This window comes from Brachybacterium sp. Z12, from assembly GCF_014400405.1.
Taxonomy (GTDB): domain Bacteria; phylum Actinomycetota; class Actinomycetes; order Actinomycetales; family Dermabacteraceae; genus Brachybacterium.
On sequence record NZ_CP060496.1, the window covers coordinates 112,722 to 129,235 of the forward strand.

General features: G+C 70.4%; 23 protein-coding genes and 1 pseudogene. 9 read left to right on the top strand and 15 right to left on the bottom strand.

What is annotated here, in order from left to right; all coding sequences use genetic code 11:
* Positions 1 to 148: 148 nt before the first annotated feature.
* Complete coding sequence (locus H3H54_RS00610; RefSeq protein WP_262425094.1) at positions 149 to 673, top strand: amidohydrolase; 525 nt, start codon at positions 149 to 151, stop codon at positions 671 to 673.
* 25 nt (positions 674 to 698) lie between these two features.
* On the opposite strand, the gene H3H54_RS00615 is transcribed toward H3H54_RS00610, so the two are convergent.
* The 6 genes from H3H54_RS00615 to H3H54_RS00640 form a co-directional block, all read right to left on the bottom strand.
* Positions 699 to 1,391 (bottom strand): FadR/GntR family transcriptional regulator, encoded by a 693-nt coding sequence (locus tag H3H54_RS00615; RefSeq protein ID WP_262425095.1) that lies wholly within the window; start codon positions 1,389 to 1,391, stop codon positions 699 to 701.
* A 13-nt stretch (positions 1,392 to 1,404) separates the two neighbouring features.
* Entirely contained in the window at positions 1,405 to 1,584 is a 180-nt protein-coding gene (locus tag H3H54_RS00620) for a hypothetical protein (protein ID WP_262425096.1), read from the bottom strand.
* A complete protein-coding gene (locus H3H54_RS00625; protein ID WP_262425097.1) occupies positions 1,536 to 2,621 on the bottom strand; it encodes a toxic anion resistance protein in 1,086 nt (361 codons plus the stop codon). Before H3H54_RS00625 ends, H3H54_RS00620 begins: the two co-directional genes overlap by 49 nt.
* A 51-nt stretch (positions 2,622 to 2,672) precedes the next feature.
* Positions 2,673 to 3,380 (bottom strand): hypothetical protein, encoded by a 708-nt coding sequence (locus tag H3H54_RS00630; RefSeq protein WP_262425098.1) that lies wholly within the window; start codon positions 3,378 to 3,380, stop codon positions 2,673 to 2,675.
* Positions 3,377 to 3,604: a hypothetical protein gene (locus H3H54_RS00635; protein ID WP_262425099.1), complete on the bottom strand. Its 228-nt coding sequence runs from the start codon at positions 3,602 to 3,604 to the stop codon at positions 3,377 to 3,379. The genes H3H54_RS00630 and H3H54_RS00635 overlap by 4 nt, the downstream gene beginning before the upstream one ends.
* A 160-nt stretch (positions 3,605 to 3,764) precedes the next feature.
* Positions 3,765 to 4,328, bottom strand: coding sequence for a Gfo/Idh/MocA family oxidoreductase (locus H3H54_RS00640; protein ID WP_262425100.1), 564 nt, complete (start codon positions 4,326 to 4,328; stop codon positions 3,765 to 3,767).
* 160 nt (positions 4,329 to 4,488) lie between these two features.
* Here H3H54_RS00640 and H3H54_RS00645 point away from each other — a divergent pair, with 160 nt between their 5' ends.
* On the top strand, positions 4,489 to 4,779 hold the full coding sequence (locus tag H3H54_RS00645) for a UTRA domain-containing protein (RefSeq protein WP_395963140.1): 291 nt from the start codon (positions 4,489 to 4,491) through the stop codon (positions 4,777 to 4,779).
* A 119-nt stretch (positions 4,780 to 4,898) separates the two neighbouring features.
* Here the strand turns inward: H3H54_RS00645 and H3H54_RS00655 are convergent.
* From H3H54_RS00655 to H3H54_RS00665, 3 genes and pseudogenes are all read right to left on the bottom strand, one after another.
* Positions 4,899 to 6,394: pseudogene (locus H3H54_RS00655) on the bottom strand (M81 family metallopeptidase).
* Between the two features lie 46 nt (positions 6,395 to 6,440).
* On the bottom strand, positions 6,441 to 6,581 hold the full coding sequence (locus H3H54_RS00660) for a hypothetical protein (RefSeq protein ID WP_262425102.1): 141 nt from the start codon (positions 6,579 to 6,581) through the stop codon (positions 6,441 to 6,443).
* The gene (locus tag H3H54_RS00665; RefSeq protein WP_262425103.1) at positions 6,575 to 7,192 is read right to left on the bottom strand and encodes a TSUP family transporter; all 618 of its coding nucleotides are present in this window, start codon (positions 7,190 to 7,192) and stop codon (positions 6,575 to 6,577) included. The genes H3H54_RS00660 and H3H54_RS00665 overlap by 7 nt, the downstream gene beginning before the upstream one ends.
* A 188-nt stretch (positions 7,193 to 7,380) precedes the next feature.
* On the opposite strand from H3H54_RS00665, the gene H3H54_RS00670 reads away from it, so the two are divergent.
* Entirely contained in the window at positions 7,381 to 8,214 is an 834-nt protein-coding gene (locus H3H54_RS00670) for an aldo/keto reductase (RefSeq protein WP_262425104.1), read from the top strand.
* Between the two features lie 68 nt (positions 8,215 to 8,282).
* Here the strand turns inward: H3H54_RS00670 and H3H54_RS00675 are convergent, their stop codons facing one another.
* From H3H54_RS00675 to H3H54_RS00685, 3 genes are read right to left on the bottom strand one after another with little or no spacing between them, the layout of a single operon-like run.
* The gene (locus H3H54_RS00675) at positions 8,283 to 8,468 is read right to left on the bottom strand and encodes a hypothetical protein (RefSeq protein WP_262425105.1); all 186 of its coding nucleotides are present in this window, start codon (positions 8,466 to 8,468) and stop codon (positions 8,283 to 8,285) included.
* Positions 8,465 to 9,115 carry a hypothetical protein gene (locus tag H3H54_RS00680; RefSeq protein ID WP_262425106.1) on the bottom strand — a complete coding sequence of 217 codons (651 nt, stop codon included), beginning with the start codon at positions 9,113 to 9,115 and terminating at the stop codon, positions 8,465 to 8,467. The genes H3H54_RS00675 and H3H54_RS00680 overlap by 4 nt, the downstream gene beginning before the upstream one ends.
* A complete protein-coding gene (locus H3H54_RS00685; RefSeq protein ID WP_262425107.1) occupies positions 9,112 to 9,735 on the bottom strand; it encodes a hypothetical protein in 624 nt (207 codons plus the stop codon). The genes H3H54_RS00680 and H3H54_RS00685 overlap by 4 nt, the downstream gene beginning before the upstream one ends.
* 117 nt (positions 9,736 to 9,852) lie before the next feature.
* On the opposite strand from H3H54_RS00685, the gene H3H54_RS00690 reads away from it, so the two are divergent.
* The 6 genes from H3H54_RS00690 to H3H54_RS00715 all read left to right on the top strand — a co-directional run bounded on the left by H3H54_RS00690 (position 9,853) and on the right by H3H54_RS00715 (position 14,218).
* Complete coding sequence (locus H3H54_RS00690; RefSeq protein WP_262425108.1) at positions 9,853 to 10,794, top strand: ABC transporter substrate-binding protein; 942 nt, start codon at positions 9,853 to 9,855, stop codon at positions 10,792 to 10,794.
* Positions 10,746 to 11,216: an extracellular solute-binding protein gene (locus tag H3H54_RS00695; RefSeq protein WP_262425109.1), complete on the top strand. Its 471-nt coding sequence runs from the start codon at positions 10,746 to 10,748 to the stop codon at positions 11,214 to 11,216. Before H3H54_RS00690 ends, H3H54_RS00695 begins: the two co-directional genes overlap by 49 nt.
* Positions 11,217 to 11,500: 284 nt before the next feature.
* Entirely contained in the window at positions 11,501 to 12,226 is a 726-nt protein-coding gene (locus H3H54_RS00700) for a carbohydrate ABC transporter permease (RefSeq protein ID WP_395963144.1), read from the top strand.
* Entirely contained in the window at positions 12,223 to 13,026 is an 804-nt protein-coding gene (locus tag H3H54_RS00705; protein WP_262425110.1) for a carbohydrate ABC transporter permease, read from the top strand. Before H3H54_RS00700 ends, H3H54_RS00705 begins: the two co-directional genes overlap by 4 nt.
* Complete coding sequence (locus H3H54_RS00710) at positions 13,023 to 14,069, top strand: carbohydrate kinase family protein (protein WP_262425111.1); 1,047 nt, start codon at positions 13,023 to 13,025, stop codon at positions 14,067 to 14,069. Before H3H54_RS00705 ends, H3H54_RS00710 begins: the two co-directional genes overlap by 4 nt.
* A complete protein-coding gene (locus H3H54_RS00715) occupies positions 13,985 to 14,218 on the top strand; it encodes a hypothetical protein (RefSeq protein WP_262425112.1) in 234 nt (77 codons plus the stop codon). Before H3H54_RS00710 ends, H3H54_RS00715 begins: the two co-directional genes overlap by 85 nt.
* A gap of 295 nt (positions 14,219 to 14,513) precedes the next feature.
* Here the strand turns inward: H3H54_RS00715 and H3H54_RS00720 are convergent, their stop codons facing one another.
* The 3 genes from H3H54_RS00720 to H3H54_RS00730 form a co-directional block, all read right to left on the bottom strand.
* A complete protein-coding gene (locus H3H54_RS00720; RefSeq protein WP_262425113.1) occupies positions 14,514 to 15,062 on the bottom strand; it encodes an RES family NAD+ phosphorylase in 549 nt (182 codons plus the stop codon).
* Complete coding sequence (locus H3H54_RS00725) at positions 15,062 to 15,427, bottom strand: helix-turn-helix domain-containing protein (protein ID WP_262425114.1); 366 nt, start codon at positions 15,425 to 15,427, stop codon at positions 15,062 to 15,064. The genes H3H54_RS00720 and H3H54_RS00725 overlap by 1 nt, the downstream gene beginning before the upstream one ends.
* Positions 15,428 to 15,534: 107 nt before the next feature.
* Positions 15,535 to 16,086, bottom strand: coding sequence for a dihydrofolate reductase family protein (locus tag H3H54_RS00730; protein ID WP_262425115.1), 552 nt, complete (start codon positions 16,084 to 16,086; stop codon positions 15,535 to 15,537).
* Positions 16,087 to 16,514 lie beyond the last annotated feature (428 nt).

The following is a 16,514-nucleotide window of genomic DNA, read 5'->3' on the forward strand; positions in this document are numbered from 1 at the left end:
GTGCGATCGAGGCCCACGCGACGGACTCCGGGGCGGGGATCGCCCGGGCGGACGTCGTGGGCTGGCTGCCGCTCGTGGACCCAGGCGCCGTGCGCGCGGCGCTCGCCGACCCGGCCCGGACCGATCACCCTGGGGGGTGCGGCACCTGGTGCACGACGAGCCCGATGCGGGATTCCTCGACCGCCCCGAGGTCGCCCGCTCGCTCGACCTGCTCGCCGCGGCCGGCCTCCCGCTCGATGTCCCTGACGCCTTCGAGCGCCACATGGGCCAGGTGGTGCGGGTCGCGCAGCGCCATCCAGGGCTCACGGTGGTGCTCGATCATCTGGGCAAGCCACCGCTCGGCGACGCAGAGGCGATGGGCCGGTGGCAGGAGCAGCTGGAGCAGATCGCGGCCTGCCCGAACGTGGTCGCGAAGGTTTCCGGGCTCGCCACCAGCGGCGACGGGGACTTCACCGAGGCGGTCGAGCACGCTCTCACCCTGTTCGGGCCGGATCGCCTGATGGTCGGCTCAGACTGGCCGATCGCCCCGCGCTCGCTGGACCTCAGCAGCGGCTTCGCACCTCTGCTCGCTCAGGTGCGCGACCGGGACGAGCCGGCGGCTCGCGCGATGCTGCACGGCACTGCGGCGCGCATCTACCGGCGCCTCGGCGAGCAGGCCCTGCCGGCCGCCTGAGCCCCGCCGCGGCGGACCGCCGGCCTCACTCGGCCGGCGGCTCTCCCTGGTGCAGCAGCCAGGACTCGACGCCCGCGACGTGCGCTGCGGCGTAGGTGCGGGCGAGGTCCGGGCGGCGTGCTCGCAGCGCGTCGAGGATCCGCCGATGCTCGGACAGGGTGCGTTCAACCGCTGAGTCGTCGGTGAGCCCGCGCCATACCCGGGCCCGTGCGGTGGAGCCGGCGAGGCTTTCCAGCAGGGTGCTGAGGTAGTCGTTGGGGCAGCGCTGGTTGATCAGACGATGGAACGCGATATCCGCGGTGACCAGCTCCTCGATGCCTGAGCTGGCGTCGAGGTCTGCCATCGTCTGCTCGAGCTTCGCGAAGTCGTCCTCGGTGAGGTGGGGGCAGGCCTGTTCGACCGCGACCGGTTCGAGCAGGCGGCGGATCTCGAGGATCTCGACGTGGCTGGAGTCCTGGTGGAGGTCGAGGACGAAGGCGAGGGATTCCAGCAGCTGTTCCGGCTCGAGGGCCGTCACGTACGTGCCGTCGCCCTGGCGCACGTCGAGCACCCGGATGACGGACAGCGCTTTGACCGCTTCGCGCAGCGAGTTGCGGGAGACGCCGATGGTCTCGGACAGCTCGCTCTCGGTGGGGAGGCGATCGCCGGGCTTGAGCGTCCCATCGACCACCATCTGCTTGATCGCGCTGATCGCGCGATCCGTGACCGCGGAGGCCATCAGAGCTCTCCCCTCACGGCCGGTCCTCGATCTCGAGCAGGCTCGCGGCGCTCTCGATCTCCTCGTGCTCGGGGCGCTCGTTCTGCATCCGCTCGAGGTACGGCTGGGCGCGCTGCACCTGCTGCTCGAGGCTGTTCACCGTGGTCAGGAAGTTCTCGTTGGCCTTGGTGCGGAACGCGTCGATCCCGTCCATGGTGGTGAACAGGTTGTCGAAGGCCTTCTGCAGCGTCTCGGGGAGACGCCCGAGGTCGCAGCCTGCTCCTGGATCTTCAGCGAGTTGTCCGCGAGCATCTGCGAGGTGCGGCCGATGAGATCGTCGGTGGTGCGGTTGACCGCATCGATCTGGTCCAGCACGATCTTCTGGTTCTCGAGCGCCTGGGCGGTGATCACCGCGGTGCGCAGCGCAGTGACGGTGGTGGTGCGGGCCCGCTCCACACCCTGCTGGAGCTTGGTGTTGTTGTCCTCGATCAGGCCCATCGACAGGTAAGCCTGCACGGTGACGGCGATCTGGGTGGCGACATCCTGGCGGCGCTGACGCACGGCGAACAGCACGTCCCGCTCCATCGCGTCGGCATCCTGCGCCTTGCCCTCGCCTCGGAGCTGCTCTGCGCGGCGCACCGTGCGGTCATCCAGCAGGCTCAGCAGGTAGGCGGCCTTCTGCAGCGCCCCGAGATCCTCCCAGAGGGCGCGGCGTTCGACGGAGAGCTCGGCGTTGTCCTTCTGCAGCATCTCCTGGCCACGGCTGAGCGCGCCGAGCACCTGATCCAGCTGATCCTGGTTCGTTTCGAAGTTGCGGAAGTAGCGCTTGGCCATGTTGCGGCCGGGCAGGAAGGACAGCGCCTTCTCGGCGAAGGTCTCGTCCTTCGGGGCGAGGTCCTCCATGGTGGTGCGCAGCTCGGAGAGGGACTTCGCGACCGACGCCTGCGCATTGCCCTTCTCCTTCGACTCCCGCAGCGACTGCTGCATGAAGCGGGAGGAGGTCTGGCTGGTGCGCTCGAAGGTGCGGCGGGCCACCGCGCCGAGCGCGTTGACCTGCGCGGTGAACTCCTGCGAGTGCGGGTTCAGGTCAGCGACCTGGTCCACCCAGGCGTCGGCCCGCTGCTCGAGCTCCTGCTGCTGCTCGGCGGGCAGATCGGGCAGTACGGAGACTGCGTCGTCGTCGCTGATCTGCTCGACCGGCTCAGCGGGCGTGATCTCTTCGGCGGGGGTGGGTGGCTGCAGCTTGTCCATCGGTGCCTCCTGGGCGGTGCGGTGGGTGGAAGTCGTTCGTGAAGGGGTGGGTCAGACGTCGATGATCGGGTTCAGGTGCTGATCGGCGAAGCGGGTGCGCAGGAACTCGGAATGCACCTCGAGGGAGCGGGAGACCCCGCCGACGATGTCGCTCTCGATCTGCTCGACCCCCTCGGCCAGCACATGCAGCTGCCGATCGATGCTCTCGAGGTTCTCGAGCGCCTCCTCACGGGCGGAGCCCTCGAAGGTCTGCAGGAAGCCGAGGGTGTCGCTCGCGGCGTCGACCAGCTCGGGCACGTAACGGGTGGCCATCCCCTCGAGCATCGTCACCTCGCCCGCGGAGGGGCGCAGCGACTGCAGCTGCTCGGAGCCGACGAGCGCGTCGATCCGGGTGATCAGGGACTGCACGTCATCCAGCACCTCGGTGGCGGCGGGTACGAAGGCCTGCGGTCGCAGCTGCGTGATGCGCTCGCGGGTGGTGGCGTCGGCCTCGAGGATCCGGGTGAGCACGGCACGGGTGCTCTCGGGGACCGAGGCACCCAGCACGGGGACCTCACCCGGGCCGCGGCGCGGCGCGTTCAGCACCAGTGCGCTGCCGCCGAGGGTCACCGCGCCGATGCCGGCGGCCGCGGCGAGCACCAGCAGCGGGCCGGCCAGCGCGGCACCGAGCCCCACCGCCACGGTCGCGACCGCGGCCAGACCGCCCAGCAGCACCGGCGCGCCGAAGCGCACCAGCGGTGAGCGGCGCGGGCGGCTCACGTCCTTCGATGCGGGGAGTGGATCTTCCCCTCGAGCGGCTTCTCGAGCGGTCCCCAGAGGTCGCGGCGCTCCGCCGTGGCCTTCCACGGCAGATCCTGGTCGCCGGGAGCGAAGGCGAGCTCCGCATCAGCCTCGGGGTCGCCGGAAACGGGCGCGAAAGGATCGGGGAAGCGACTGTTCCCACTGGTCGGCCGCTCGGCCGACGGGTCATGTCCTGCGCTCACTGGTTCCCGCTGTCCTCCTCGAGGCGTGGTGGACGCCCCCGGTATGGCGTGGGGGAGCTGTGCTGTCACTGCTTCCGGCACCATGCGAGCCTCGTCCTGGGCGTGCCGAAAGGTTATCGCGAGCCACTGGGCAACGTCCGAAGATTCGCGGGGCGCGAACTCAGTCCTGTGGAACCTGCTCCCAGGACCGCGATGCCGCCGAGCGCACGATCGCCTCGCAGATCTCCGCCGCGGAGAGCCCGTCGGCCGCCCTCGGGGCCCGCTGCGTGCCGTGCACGACGTCCGAGAGGAAGGCGGCTGCCTCGATCGTCTTGAGATCGTCGAAGCTCATCGGGATGCCGGGGCCGGGCTGGAAGCGGGCGTAGTCACCGTGGCCGGGGGCGGCGAACACGGTGGTGTAGCCGTGCTCGGTGCCGCCCTCGCCGATCATCACCTCGAACTCGTTCATCCGGGTGAAGGACCAGCGGGCCGAGCCCTCGGTGCCGAACACCTCGAGCGCGTAGTCGTTGCGGTGGCCGCGGGCCGCCCGCGAGGACTCGAGCGTGGCATGCGCTCCGCCGGACAGCGTGCCCAGCGCGGCCACCCAGTCCTCGTTCTGCACCGGGCCGCGCTCGTCCCCGATCTCGAAGCCGCCGTGGCCCACCCCGAGCTTGGTGGGGATCGGCCGTTCCGGGATGAAGATGTCCGTGGTCGCAGTGACCTCGGCGAACCGCTGCCCGGTCACGTGCTGGGCCGACCCGACCTGTGAAGGAGGGCGTCGTGGAGACTGACGCCATCACGGCCGAGAGCGGTCCGATCACGCTCGACCTCACGGTGGAACGCGGCAGCCAGACCCCGCTGTACCTGCAGCTGGCCGGGGGATCGAGGACGCGATCCGCAACGGCGTGCTCACCCCCGGCAGCCGGCTCGAGAACGAGCTGGCTCTGTCGAAGCGGCTGCGCCTCTCACGGCCGACGGTGCGGCAAGGGATCCAGGAGCTCGTGGGCAAGGGCATGCTGGTGCGCAAGCGCGGCGTGGACGAGGAGCACGCCGAGCTGCTCGATGAGGAGCTGGGTGCGGCGCTGCTGACCATGGAGCGTAAGTCCTTCGCCAACGACGGCACCGTCGTCGAGTACGGGTACCACGTGTATCGCGCCTCGCGGTACTCCTTCGAGGTCACGCTCGTCGACTCGTGAGGGGCAGGGTGGAGCCCCACCGCGCGCCTTGCGATGGGCACGGCCGAGTCATGAGCGCCTCCGTGCCCCTTTCGGCGCTGGGGCGCACATGACTCAGCGGTAGGCGCAAACCACCAGACTCAGTCCCTGCCGGTCATGAGGTCGGCCGCCGTCGGCGCCGGGATCTCCGCGTCGAAGGGGATCATTGGCCGGTCGATCCGGGAGTGCCCGAGCCGCAGCAGGTCCTGGTCCACACCTCCCGGGGTGAGGGCCAGCAGCCAGCCTGCGGCCGCCTCGTACTGATCGGGTTCGAGGTAGCCCATCTTCACCGTGACCACGTCGAAGCCGGTCATGGACAGGCCCAGCCGCTCGAACATCGAGCGGGTGGCCCACTGCGAGCGCCGCCCGGTGACCACGACCGACAGGCCGGTCTCCCGGTCGTCGTCGAGCACGCGCAGCGCGGCTGAGCGTCCCGTGTTCGGGGCCTGGTCCAGTGCCGTGACCTCGGCGCGCAGCGCCACGGGGCCCGGCTCGCGGGCATCGATCCGCCCGCCCACGGTGAACTCCCCGCGTCCCCGAGGCCGAGAGCGGTCGCGGCGTCGGTCGATTCCGGGTCGACCAGGGAGACCATCAGCGCACTGACCTGACCGGAGCGGATCTCGGGCCGGGCCAGCAGGCGGGCCAGGGCGTAGGTGGTGTCGTCGGCCCCGCCCGCGCCGGGGTTGTCCCCGGAGTCGGAGATCCAGAAGGGACGCTGGTCGGAGGCCACAGCCTGCTCGAGGCATTCATCGAAGGTCCCGGTGGGAGCCACGAACTCGAAGTCGTGGCGCTTGTCCCAGACAGCACCGGCGAGCTCCAGCGCGGCGGCCTCGACGGCGCCGGCATCGTCCCCGAAGGCGACGATCGCGGCCTTGCATCGAGGCTGGTCCGCCCAGGCGAAACCGATCCAGTAGGACACGTCGGTGACGCCCTCGCGGGCGGTGAGCTCCGGGATGCGGGCGTACAGCGACTTGGCCGGCTCGATGCGGGTGGAGGTCTTCTCCCCGGGCAGCAGGATCGGCAGGTGCACCAGGGCCTTGTGCGGGCGCGCGCCGCCTGCCGCGACCTTCGCGGACGCGACCACCAGGTCGCGCAGACCGCGCTCGCGGGTCTCCCAGGCGTCGATGTGCGGCGCATGGCGATAGCAGGTCAGCAGGTCGCACGCCTCGAACAAGATCTCGGAGACGTTCCCGTGCAGGTCCATCGCGGTGCCCACCACGGTGTCCGGGCCGATCGCGGAGCGGATCGCGGTGATCAGATCACCCTCGGCATCGTCCAGACCGACCACGCTCATCGCGCCGTGGATGTCGAAGAAGAAGCCGTCCAGCGGCGCGGCCTCGGTCGCAGCGGTCAGCCCCGCGACGATCTCCGCCTTCCATCCCTCGTAGGTGTCGCGGTCCAGCTGCCCACCCGGCAGAGCCCGGGCGTGGAGCACGCCCACGTACTGGGCGGTGGGCGCCGTGAAGGGGTACCGAGCCAGGATCTCCTCGGTCCCGCGGCGCACCTCGAAGTCCGCCGCACTGGAGCGGTAGGGGGTGAAGGTCGAGGACTCGATCGCGATACCGGCGATGGCGATGCGGGGCAGGAGGATGCTCATTGCGGCCTTTCGAGGAGGTGCGAAGGTGTGCTCATGACGTGCCTGCTCACCCCGCCAGCAGCGACACCCCGGTGCCGAGCGCCAGCAGCGCACCCACGAAGCCGAGCACCATCACGAAGCGTTGGATGGTCTGCTCGCTCAGCCGTTCCTGCACCGCCTCGCCGAGGAAGATCGAGGCGATCACCACCGCGACCATCGTGATCCACACCCACCACGGAAGGTCCGGCAGCTGCCGTCGTCCCAGGCGAGCTTCGAGGTGAAGGACACCGAGGAGATCAGGATCCACAGCGGCTGGAGGGTGGCGACCATCGGCAGCACCGGCCAGCGGGACAGCGCCGCGTAGACGGTCACCGCCGGTCCGCCGACGCCGCCGAGCACGGTCCCGAGCCCCGAGCCGATCCCGGTGATGACCTGCGCGGCGCGTCCCTCGACGGTGGTGTTCACCCGCACCAGCGCCACCGAGATCAGCAGGCTCAGCAGCACCAGGGAGGCGGTGACGATGTAGAGCGGGCCGGGCGGGGAGATGGAGGACAGCCACGCCGCGCCCGGCATCACCGCGACCGCGGGCAGCCCGATCCAGGCGACGGTGCGCCACTGGATCTGGGGCCAGATCCGCGGCAGCAGCAGGATCGGCATCAGGGTGCCCAGGAAGTTCGCGAGCATGATCCCCTCATGCGCACCGATCAGCACCACCGCGTAGGGGGCGAACAGCATGCCCAGGCCCAGCCCGGCCGCACGCTGGATCACCGCGGCCAGCAGCACCAGGCCGATCAGGGTCAACGCCACGGACAGGCTCACAGATCACACTCGTCTCACGCAGGAGGGGAGTCCCGCACGGCGCGCGGTCCTCGGCAGGGGTCGGCCCTGGCCGCCAGGACGGGGCGCCTCGGAAGGGACCCCCGCCACCGTATCGGGCCGGCCGGGGAGTGCCCGTGACACGGGAGCGCCGTAGAGTACTGGGCAACCGCATACCAGGAGGCTCACGCATGACCACTGTTCCCACTGCTCCCTTCCATAACGGCTCGTCCGTCCCGCAGCTCGGCTACGGCGTGTGGCAGGTCGAGAATGATGTCGCCGCGGACGTGGTCCGCCAGGCGATCGAGGCCGGGTACCGGCATATCGACACCGCGGCCAGTTATCGCAACGAGGGTGGCGTGGGCCGCGCGGTGAAGGCCTCGGGCGTCTCCCGCGAGGACCTGTTCATCACGACCAAGCTGGACAACGGCGACCAGGGCTTCGACTCCGCGAAGGAAGCGCTGGCGGCCTCTCTCGCCGAACTCGACATGGACTACGTGGATCTCTACCTCATCCACTGGGCGAGCCCGCAGCGCGGGAAGTACCTCGAGTCCTGGAAGGCGCTGATCGAGCTCCAGCAGGAAGGGAAGGCCCGGTCGATCGGCGTCTCGAACTTCCCCCTCGAGCAGCTCGAGGAGATCATCGCTGAGACCGGTGTGGTGCCGGTGATGCACCAGATCGAGCTGCATCCCGAGTTCCAGCAGGCAGAGCTGCGTGCGTACCACGCCGAGAAGAGCATCCTCACCGAGGCGTGGTCCCCGCTGGGTCAGGGTGGCGACATCCTGCAGAACCCGGTCATCACCGAGATCGCCGCCGCGCACGGGGCCGACGCCGGTCAGGTGATCATCGCCTGGCATCTGGCGATCGGCAACGTGGTGATCCCCAAGTCGGTCACTCCCGCGCGGATCGTCTCGAACTTCGCCGCGGTCCAGCTCGAGCTCACGGCCGAGGAGATCGAGAAGATCAACGCTCTGGATCGCGCCGACGGCCGGATCGGCGCGGATCCCGCGAACCCGGGCTTCTGAGCCCGGTGATCTGAGCCCGGTGATCTGAGCGCAGCGCTCTGATCGCGGAGCTGCGGCGGTGGGAGTGCTCAGCGCTCGCCGAACAGCTCCGCGATCTGGGGGTGCCCGGCGATGTAGCCGTCGAGCAGCTGCGCGCCGAGCGTGGGCGAGCTGACCAGCGGGTGGGTGGAGAAGCCCTGCCAGGCGGCCGCGCGCGAGCCTGTCGTCGCGGCCTCGAGGATCTTGCGCTCTGAGGCGCGCAGGGCGCTCATCATGCCCAGCCTTCCCAGCTCCACCGGGGCCACCGGCTGGGGTGGATGCCTTCACCGTCGACCAGGCACAGCACCTCGATCACGGCATCGGCCGGGAGTTCGGGGATGATCCGCTCCTCCGCAGGGGCGTCGCTGCCCGCAGGAGCATTTCCGACATCCAGGATCATCCGCTCGGAGCGGCCGGTGGCGATCGCGGTCATCAGCCGCAGCGCGACCTCCTGGTAGCCGCCCCCGGCGACATCTTCCTCGCGCCGCTCCTCGTCCCGGGACTCGGCCATGTAGGTCGCTTCTCGTTCGTGGAGGGTGGAGCGCCATAGGTCCAGCGGGGACGTGCAGCAGGAGTCGTAGGGCGGGTTCGGCTCGCTGCCCTCGGGCTGTGCGGTGTCTGCCGCGAGATAGAAGTCGCCCTGCTGCTTGGCCAGGAACTCCCCTCGCGTGGTCGCGGCACCGGTGATCCGGTCGATCGCCTCCGAGGTGTGCAGGTAGTAGAACAGGTACTCGTTCGGCAGGGCGCCGTCGGCCCGCACCCAGTCCTTGCCGATCAGGCGTGCTTCCTCGATCTCGTCGAGGGCGGCGTCGTCCGCGAGCAGTCCCGGCAGCCGGTCTCGGCCGTCGAGCGTGACCGAGCGCAGCCAGCCGAGGTGGTTCATCCCCACGTAGTCGAAGGCGGCGGGGATCCCGTCGGCCCCCGCTCTCCGGCCACCAGATCCACGTCCAGCAGCCTTCCCACCCGCCTGACCAGGCCGATGGGGGTGTCGCAGATGCCCACGACCCGATCACCGAGCACGGTGCGCATCGCCTCGGTGACGATCCCGGCGGGGTTGGTGAAGTTGATGACCCACGCGTCCGGCGCAACCTCGGCGACCACGCGGGCGATGTCGAGTGCGACGGGGATGGTGCGCAGGGCGTAGGCGAGCCCGCCGGGGCCGATGGTCTCCTGGCCCAGCAGGCCCAGGTCCAGTGCTACGCGTTCATCGACGGTGCGGGCCCCGGCACCGCCCACGCGCACGGCGGAGAACACGAAGTCGGCGCCGACCACGGCCTCGCGCAGGTCGGTGGTGGCGGTGAGGCGGGGCAATGCTGTCGCGGGCCCGGCGGCGCTCAGCTGTGCGCCGAGTCCTTCGATCACGGCGGTGATGGTGCGCAGGCGCGAGGGGTCGACGTCGTGCAGGGCGATCTCGTCGACCTGCAGGCCGGTGGCCGCAGTGGCGACGGCCTCGTACACGAGGGGGACGCGGAATCCTCCGCCGCCCAGGATGGCGAGCTTCATAGCGCCGTCACCGTAGCACCGGCGGAGTGCGATCATGGGGGCGTGACCGGCGCAGGACGTCGGACCGATCGCAGCCCGCGCGGGTGCCGGGCAGCGCGAGCATCTCTGGAGGAGAACATGCGACGACGGAACTTCCTCGGCAGCACTGCCGTGCTCGGCGGGATCGGCGTCCTCGCCGCCTGCGCCCCCGGCTCGGACTCCGGCAGTGGTGGCAGCGAAGCCCCCGCTCCCGCGGCCGACGAGGTCGACACCGACATCTCCGCGCTGGGTGACATCACCCTGGTGGTGTGGGACCAGGAGGTCCGCGGCGCACAGAACGACGCCATCGAAGCGCTGATCGGCGCCTTCGAGGAGAAGCACCCCAACGTCACCATCGACCGGAACTCGCAGTCCTTCGACGACCTCCAGCAGCAGACCGGCCTCGCGCTGTCCGGCAATGAGGTGCCGGACGTGCTCCAGGTCAACAACGCCCGCGGCGACATGGGCACCTTCGTGGCCGACGGCCTGCTCACCGACCTCACCGGTTACGCCGAGGCCTACGGCTGGACGGACCGCTTCACGCCCGGCGTGCTGGGCAAGATGAGCTACTCGGGCGATGGCGTCACCTTCGGCGAGGGCAGCCTCTACGGCCTCGCTCAGACCGGCGAGGTCTGCGGGATCTACTACTCCCAGGCGAAGCTCGACGAGCTCGGCCTCGAGGCGCCGACCACCTGGGGCGAGGTGTTCTCCCTGGTCGAGACCGCGCTGGAGGCCGGCGAGCAGCCGATCATGCTCGGCAACCTCGACCAGTGGCCGGCCCTGCACGTCTTCGGTCCGCTGCAGGCGGGCTTCGTCGATTCCGAGACCATCGTGACCCTCGGCATGGGCAACGCCGGCGCCGACTGGACCAGCGAGGAGAACGTCACCGCGCTCACCCAGCTCGCGGAATGGGGCAGCAGCGGCGCCTCGGCGACTCGCCCAACGGCCTCGCCTACGACGATGCCTGGCCGGCCTTCGCCGAGGGCAGCGGTGTGCTGCTCATCGGCGGCTCCTGGCTCGGCCCCGACATGGAGGCCGTGATGGGCGAGGACCTGCGGTTCATGGCACCTCCGCCCGGGGTCGACGGGAAGGTCGCCACCACCGGCGGCACCGGCATCCCCTTCTCGATCCCCGCCGCCGCCGCGAACCCCGCCGCCGCCGCTGCGTTCATCGACTTCATCACCAGCGATGACGCGATGGAGATGATCGCGGAGAACGGCGGCATGCCCGTCAACCGCGCGGCGGAGCTCGCCCCGGACTCCGGCGTGAACAAGGACATCTACGAGGCGTTCGACGCCGTCTCCACCGAGGGCACGCTGCTGCCCTACCTCGACTACGCGACCCCGTCCTTCGCCGACACCGCCGGCGCCACCATCCAGGAGGTCATCGGCGGCCAGGCCGAGCCGGCCGCCGCCGCTGACGCCCTGCAGGAGGACTACGGCGCGTTCACGGAGGGATCCTGACCCATGGCGGGACCAGGCCGCGGCCCCGGCGGTGACGCCGACGGGCCCCTGGCGACGAGAGGTGGCTTATCTGCCGGCTCGCCTCACCATCGGCCCGCCGGGACCACCCGCGCCGGGCCGCGTCGGCGCCCGCCCGCCCCTCCGCAGTCGCGCGCGGCCCCCTCGCCCCGTACCTGTTCCTCCTGCCCGCCTTCCTGGTCTACGGCGCGTTCGCGCTGTACCCGCTGGGCCGGGCCGCGCAGTTCTCCCTGTTCGAGTGGAAGGGATTCGGCCCCTCCACCTTCGTGGGGCTGGACAACTACCTGGACCTGGCCGGGGACGCGGATTTCCGGGCGGCGATCGCCAACGCGCTGCTCCTGATCGTCTTCTACGCGGTGATCCCGCTCGTGGTGGGACTGGTGCTGGCCGCGATCCTGCGGCGCGGGCAGGTGCGAGGGATGGGCTTCTTCCGCACCGTGATCTTCCTGCCCCAGGTGATCGCGCTGGTCGTGGTCGCCGTGGCGTGGCGGCAGATCTACTCCCCGCACGGCCTGCTCAACGACGCGCTGCGGGCCGTCGGGCTCGACGCGCTCACCCGCGGCTGGCTCGGCGATCCGAGCACGGCCCTGGCCGCCGTCGGCTTCATCGGCACGTGGGTGCAGATGGGGCTGGTGATGCTGCTGCTCCTGTCCGGGATGAGCCGCATCCCCGCCGAACTGTTCGAAGCCGCCCGCCTCGACGGCGCGGGGCCGGTCAGGGAGTTCTTCGCGATCACCCTGCCCGCGGTACGGGGCGAGATCTCGGTCGCGCTCGTGCTGACCATCATCGCGGCCCTGAAGACCTTCGACCTGGTCTACATGACCACCTCCGGCGGTCCCGGCAACACCACGACCGTGCCCAGCTTCGAGGTGTACTTCCGCGCCTTCGAGCTGCGCGAGGTGGGCTCTGCTTCCACCGTCGCGATCGTGCTGACGGCTCTGATCTTCGTGATCAACGTGGGCGTCTCCCGGATCGGGGAGCGTGAGTCATGAGGGTCTCCCGCGCCGAGACGACGCTGAACTACGTGATCCTGCTGGGCTTCGCGCTGTTCGCGCTCACCCCCGTCCTCACCATCCTGCTCACCTCGGTCTCCGCCCCGCTGGGGGAACCGGACGGTCTCTACCTCTCCAACTTCGTCGAAGCCTGGACCGTGGGCGGCTTCGGTCGCTCTCTGGGGAACTCCGTGGTGGTCGCCGCGATCGTGGTGTCCCTCGCGGCCGTGCTCGCGATCGGTGCCGGCTACGCCTTCGGCACCATGCGCTTCCGCGGCTCGACGCCGCTGTTCTACCTGTTCCTGCTGGGGCTGATGATCCCGACCGAGGCGACGGTCTTCCCGCTGTTCTTCGACCTGCGCACCCTGGGCCTGACCGACACCTATCTCGCGATCGCCATGCCGCAGGTCGCCCAGTCAGTCGCCTTCGGCACCTTCTGGCTGCGCGCCCAGTTCCGGGCGATGCCGGTGAGCCTGCTGGAGGCCGCGGCGCTCGACGGCGCAGGCCCGATGCGCGCCCTGACCCGGATCATGGTGCCCGCGGCCCGGCCCGCGATCCTCACCATGCTGGTGCTGGTGTTCATGTGGACCTGGAACGAGTTCCTGATCGCCCTGGTCATGGCACCGGGCGGGAGCCTGCGCACCGCCCCGCTGGGGCTGGCGAACTTCCAGGGCCAGTACACCTCCGAGACCGCATTGCTGGCCGCCGGCGCCGTGATCGTCGCCCTGCCCACCGTGATCCTGTTCCTGTTCCTCCAACGCCACTTCATCCGCGGAATGCTCGAAGGAGCCTCTCAGTGACGACCGACGATCCCGCTCTGCCCACCAACCCCGTTACGCCCGACCCTCCGGCGGCCCCTGGCCCGGGCGCCTCCACCCCCGCCCCGCCCGAGGCGGCCGAGCGCGACGACTGGGACCCGCTCGCCGCCCAGCGCACCGATGAGGATCCGCCGCTGGACGTGCTGCTGTCCGGCACGGTGTTCTTCGACATCGTCTTCACCGGCATGGACCGCCTGCCCCGCCCCGGCGAGGAGCTGTGGTCCAAGGGCATGGGCTCGAGCCCCGGCGGCATCGCGAACCTCGCCACCGCCGCCGCCCGCCTCGGCCTGCGCACCGGACTGGTCGCCGGTTTCGGGGACGACGCCTACGCCGACTGGATGTGGCACACCATGGCGCATGAGGAAGGCATCGACCTGACCGCCTCGCGCCGCTTCACAGACTTCCACTCCGCGCTGACCGTCTCCATCGCCGCCGAGGGCGACCGCGCCATGGCCACGCATGGTCACGACCTGCCCGAGCCGCTCTCCTCCCTCATCGCCCGCGCCCCGGACGCCCGCGCCGCAGTGGTGGACCTGGCGGGGAGACCTCCTGGTGGGCGCAGCTCGCCCAGCGCGGCTCCGATGATCTTCGCCGACATCGGCTTCGACGAGACCGGCCGCTGGGACGAGTCCGACCTCGCCCCGCTCATCCACTGCCACGCCTTCACCCCCAACGCGCTCGAGGCGATGGCCTACACCCGCACCGACAGTCCTGACCGGGCGGTGCGCGCGCTCGCCGAGAAGGTGCCGCTCGCGGTGGTCACCGACGGCGCCTCCGGCTCGTACGCGATCGACGGCTCCACCGGCGAGGAGGCCTACTGCCCGGCCGTGCCGGTCACCGCGATCGACACCACCGGCGCCGGGGACGTGTTCGCCGCCGCGATGGTGCTGGGCACGTTGGCCTCCTGGCCGCTCGATGAGCGGCTGCGGTTCGCCTCCCTGTGCTCGGCGCTGGCCGTCCAGCAGTTCGGGGGTCCCTCGCCGCACCGGGATGGGGCGACATCACCGACTGGTGGCGCTCGCTGAGCTCCGCCGCGGCGGAGGGCGACCTGCGCGCCGCCTACACCCGCAGCGGCTATCAGTTCCTCGACGCCGTGGTCCCCGACCATCCCGTCCAGGGCCGCCGCCGCGCCCAGGGCACCTTCGCGCTGCGCTCCGACGCCGGGAAGCACTGACCCGGCGGCGCTGACGCGGGAGCACTGGCATCGGAGCCTCTGACGCGGCAACCCTGAGCGGGTCCCTGGCGTCGGAGCCCTCCCGCGGGGTCGAGTCGTGGGAAATGGGCGCCTGGGGGTGTCCCAGACGCACCGTTCCCACGGGTCGATCGCAACGTCGAGCCAAGCGTGCCGGAGCCACAGGTGCGCGACGACGCCTCGGCGGACGTTCCCACCTCCTGGTCTGCGTTCAGGGAGTTGCGGGGAACGTGGGAACCCGCCACCGACAACCGGGGGTGATCGTAGGGTGGCGGGCTCACCGCACTGTGCGCACGATCAGCTGAGATGCCCTCGTGATCTCGGGCGCTTCGATGCTCAGTGGACGGGTCTGCGTGCACTGGATGCCCTCCTCCAGCCACGTCGCAACCAGGGTGACCGCGGGATGGTAGTACGACCACCAGGCGATCCCGTCCCAGGTGCCCTGGTCGTAGATCCTCGCCGCCTGGCGCTGTGTGCGGCGCTTGTTGCGCTCGGTCACCTCGGTGACGCGAAGGATCCCGAGGGCTGTGAGCCTCTCCGGATCGGCGAGGTCGGCGAGGCGGGTCGAATCGGAGATCTCGTAGGTGCTGAGCGCTCGGACCGCGTCATCGCTGCTCGGCACGAGAAGCATGCCGGAAGACCACGTTGCCAGATGGCCGAAGGTCTCGGCGATCGCTCCCTCCGGAGTGGTCGAGAAGTATCGCAGCGCGTAGAGGTCGGGATTGTCCCAACGTCCCGCACCCTGCCCGGGCGGGATGAACAGCGGGCCGTACGGTGCGGAGGGATCGACGCCGTCGATCCACGGGTGCACGCGGTAGAGCAGCATCAGGCGAAGACGCCCGCCTCGTCGCCGATGATGGCATCGAGGACTTCCGATGTGCGGCCATGGCGGATCAACTCCAGCGGTGTCGCTCCCTCGAGGAACGCGTTGTGACCGTTCAACCAGTCCGGGATCACGGAATCGTCCCAGACCAAGCGGGCGCGGGAGACGATGAACTCGAGGTCGGTGACGGCGCGCACGGTGTCAGCGCTGGGTTGCGTGGCTCCGTCCACCCACCTGGTCGCCTGTGAACGGCCGACGCCCACCCACGCCGCGAGCTTCGCCTGGCTTCCGAGCGCTCGCGAGGCCGATCGGACCTTGAGTGCGAGCAGTTCGGCGTCGGGCTTCACGGGATGGTCGGTGGTGCTCATGCCCCCAGTATGGGCGCGCAACAGAAATGTTGCAAGGGTGAGGGGTGGGATCGTTCCGATCGGCCTGTCGTCAGGCGATTCCTCCCCCAGGGGTCGGGGCGGTCATGTCAATCCTTTCTTCGGGTCCAGCAGGCATAGGTGACGCCGGAGCTGAAGGCGTGATGCTCGCGCAGCTCGAGCCGCTCCGGGTGGCCGTTCGGGAACAGCCGGCGCCCGCGGCCCTGGACGTAGGGGTAGGTCCACAGCCGGTACTCGTCCACCAGCCCGGCGGCGATCAGGGGATGGCACAGCTGGATGGAGCCGGTCAGAGAGATCTCAGCCCCCGTCCGCTCCTTCAGGGCGCGCACCGCCGCGACGGGGTCGCCAGGCAGGAGCGTGGTGTGCTGCCAGGCGGGGTCGGTCATGGTCGAGGTGACGACGTACTTCTCGAGCGAGTTCAGCTCGTTGGTGATGCCGGTGGTGTCATCGGTCTGGGCCGGCCAGTAGCCGCGGAAGTCCTCGAAGGTCTGCCGGCCCAGCAGCAGCGCATCGCAGGCGGCGCTGTCCCGCTGGAGGATCTCGTGCTGGTCCGGTGGGGCGCCGGACGGGTCGAACCAGTCATCGAGCATCTCGATCGAACCGTCGACGGTCATGTTCTGGGTGATCACGAGCGGACGCACAGGGCCTCCTCGATGGCCGCGGAGCAGTGTCTCCTCGCCGCGCTCACGACCTCCGAGAGCATCGGCGCAAGGGGTCCCGGAGTGTAGACCTCTACACGGCGCATCGCCATGGGTGGGGCGCCACCAGCGGCTGCTGCGGCCGCGCCGGCGCGAGCCCTGCCATCGCGCCGGCCCCGATCAGATTCGGTCCCCGCTGGCCGGTGACCTGCATGGGGAGTTCTCCCCGGGGACTTCTGCCCAGGAGTTCACCCCATCGCGCTCCCGGGCCCGGACCCGTAGATTCCAGGTGGCGGGTGCGGGACTCTCCTGGGGGAGAGGCACCGGCACGAGGCTCACGCAGAGCGGGAGCCGCAGGATCGACGGTGGGGGCCGACGATCCGGCGGCGAGGAACGCTCTGCCCCTGGCCTCGTGCCCGGTGCGCGAGGCG